This window comes from Skermanella sp. (genome assembly GCF_059503625.1).
The window spans coordinates 1-2,590 of sequence record NZ_JCACHA010000383.1; the positions used below are offsets into that span (position 1 = coordinate 1).

Genomic DNA, 2,590 nt, shown 5'->3' on the forward strand with positions numbered 1-2,590 from the left:
GGATTGGCCGGCCAGGTCGTCGACCTGGCCGCCCCCTAGGCGCACCGGACCGTCAGGCCGCGGAGTTCGCCTTGATGAAGTCGATCGCGTCCTTGACGGTCAGGATCTTTTCAGCGGCGTCGTCAGGAATTTCGCACCCGAATTCCTCTTCGAACGCCATTACCAGCTCGACCGTATCGAGGCTGTCGGCGCCCAGATCGTCGATAAAGCTGGCATTCTCGGTCACTTTGGCTTCTTCGACACCAAGATGCTCGATGACGATCTTCTTAACGCGCTCGGCGATGTCACTCATCTTTACAAACCTTCCCGAATCTTTCGTTTGATTGGGGTGAGCCCCGACGTCTGGACACCAGAGATTATCGGCCCAACCCGTTAGTGTCGGCCCCATGAAAAGAGCCGTCACATAACACACTTGAACGGGGTTGACCAGCACCCCCGCACACAACCGTTCAACGGCCGCCGATAGCCTGCCCTAGATCATGGCCATGCCGCCGTTGATATGCAATGTCTGCCCCGTGACGTAGCCTGCCTGTTCGCTGGCGAGGTAAACCACACCGGCGGCGATATCCTTTGGATCGCCGAGTCGTCCGGCAGGAACGGCGGCGGTCAGCTTGCCCTTCTGCTCGTCGGGCAGGACATCCGTCATGGCGGTGGCGATGAAGCCCGGCGCCACGCAGTTGACGGTGATGTTGCGCGAGGCGACCTCGGCGGCGAGCGCCTTGGACATGCCGATCATGCCGGCCTTGGACGCGGCATAGTTGGCCTGCCCAGGATTGCCGGTCACCCCGACGATGGACGTGATGCCTATGATGCGGCCCCAGCGGCGCTTCATCATGCCGCGCAGCACCGCGCGGGACAGGCGGAAGCCAGCCGTCAGGTTGACGTCGAGCACAAGCTGCCAGTCCTCGTCCTTCATCCGCATGGCCAGCCCGTCGCGGGTCAGTCCGGCGTTGTTGACAAGGATGTCGACCTGCCCCATCGCCGCCTCGGCGCTCTTGATGAGGCCCTCGGTGGCGGCGGTGTCGCTGAGGTTGGCGGGCGTCACGAAAGCACGGTCGCCAAGTTCGGCGGCCAGCGCCTCAAGCGCCTCGACCTTGGTACCGGACAGGGCCACCTTGGCGCCCTGGGCATGGAGGGCACGGGCGATCGCCGCGCCGATGCCGCCGGAGGCCCCGGTGACGAGAGCGGATCTGCCGGTCAAATCGAACATCTTGGGCCTCGAAGCTAGCCGCCGGGCATTTTCCGGCAGGTTTGGTGAATTATGCGGAGCGGCAGATCAAAGTGTCTTGAGGAAGGCTTCGATGTCGGCCGGTCCCTGGATAGACTGGCCGGAAACCTCCTTGTCGATCCGCTTGGCGAGACCGCTCAGCACCTTGCCGGAGCCGAGTTCGACCAGGCTGTCCACACCCTGTTCCTTCATGAACAGGACGCACTCGCGCCAGCGCACGAGGCCGGTGACCTGTTCGACCAGCAGGCGGCGGATCTCGTCGGGAGCCACGACGGCCTGGGCCGTCACGTTGGCGACGACCGGGACCAGGGGGCTGCGCAGATCGACATTGGCGAGCGCCTTCGCCATCGCCTCGGCGGCGGGCGCCATCAGCTCGCAATGGAAGGGAGCGCTGACCGGCAAGAGGATGCCGCGCTTGCCGCCGCGCGACGGCGCCAGCGCGATCGCGCGCTCGACGGCGGCGCGGTGGCCGCTGACCACGACCTGCCCAGGGGCGTTGTCGTTGGCGGCGGAGCAGATTTCACCTTCCGCCGCTTCGGCGGCGACTTCCTGCGCCACGGCCAGATCGAGCCCGAGCAAGGCCGCCATGGCGCCCTCCCCGACCGGAACCGCCTTCTGCATGGCTTGGCCGCGCAGCTTCAGGAGACGCGCGGTGTCGGGCAGGCTGAACGTGCCGGCGGCGGCGAGGGCGGAGTATTCGCCGAGGGAGTGGCCAGCTACGAAGCTGGCCGTCTTGTGGATCTCGACGCCGCCTTCCTGCTGGAGCACCCGGAGCACGGCGATGCTCACCGCCATCAGGGCCGGCTGGGCGTTTTCGGTCAGGGTCAGGTCAGACTCCGGCCCTTCGAACATCAGCCGGCTGAGGTTCTGCTGAAGCGCCTCGTCCACCTCCTGAAAGGTATGGCGGGCGATCTCGAAGGCGCCGGCCAGATCCCGGCCCATGCCTACCGCCTGGCTACCCTGTCCCGGAAAGACGAATGCGCGTGTCATCACCCTACCTATCAACTGTCTGGCCGTATAACGGACCAATGGACCGGCGCCGTCGCAGGCCGCCAAAATGGCCGATAGTCATACCGCCTGCAAAAGCGAAGTCAAGGGCGGGCGGAAGCGAGGCGCCGCACGACAAGGCCGCTCCGGTATGCTGCACTGCACTTCGCTACGCCATTAATCGAGCCGCCTAATCGTTCCCCGCGCGGCGCCTTGCACAGGCATCCGTTATTTTCTTGCCGAAAGGGTGCTCATGTGTATAGTGCGCCGCTTCCAAAGCTCCTTGCCGGCGCACGCCAAGCGTCCGGCTAGGCCTGGGCGGCTGAATCGCGCATTGCGCGGGATCGCAGCGCCAGACCGTGTAACAGCCATGGG

Annotated in this window: 3 protein-coding genes; all 3 read right to left on the reverse strand. The window is 65.3% G+C overall.

Features of this window, described 5'->3' with window-relative positions:
• Positions 1–52: 52 nt before the first annotated feature.
• The 3 genes from AC5JJ6_RS08600 to fabD all read right to left on the reverse strand — a co-directional run bounded on the left by AC5JJ6_RS08600 (position 53) and on the right by fabD (position 2,218).
• A complete protein-coding gene (locus AC5JJ6_RS08600) occupies positions 53–292 on the reverse strand; it encodes an acyl carrier protein (protein ID WP_044425744.1) in 240 nt (79 codons plus the stop codon).
• A gap of 180 nt (positions 293–472) precedes the next feature.
• A complete protein-coding gene (gene fabG / locus AC5JJ6_RS08605; protein WP_044425742.1) occupies positions 473–1,210 on the reverse strand; it encodes a 3-oxoacyl-[acyl-carrier-protein] reductase in 738 nt (245 codons plus the stop codon).
• A gap of 66 nt (positions 1,211–1,276) precedes the next feature.
• Positions 1,277–2,218 (reverse strand): ACP S-malonyltransferase, encoded by a 942-nt coding sequence (fabD, locus tag AC5JJ6_RS08610; protein ID WP_496041638.1) that lies wholly within the window; start codon positions 2,216–2,218, stop codon positions 1,277–1,279.
• Positions 2,219–2,590 lie beyond the last annotated feature (372 nt).

Excerpts from the sequence above, each read along its gene's own strand:
- AC5JJ6_RS08600 (WP_044425744.1), bottom strand. The coding sequence starts at position 292 with ATGAGTGACATCGCCGAGCGCGTTAAGAAGATCGTCATCGAGCATCTT.
- fabG (WP_044425742.1), bottom strand. The coding sequence starts at position 1,210 with ATGTTCGATTTGACCGGCAGATCCGCTCTCGTCACCGGGGCCTCCGGC.
- fabD (WP_496041638.1), bottom strand. The coding sequence starts at position 2,218 with ATGACACGCGCATTCGTCTTTCCGGGACAGGGTAGCCAGGCGGTAGGC.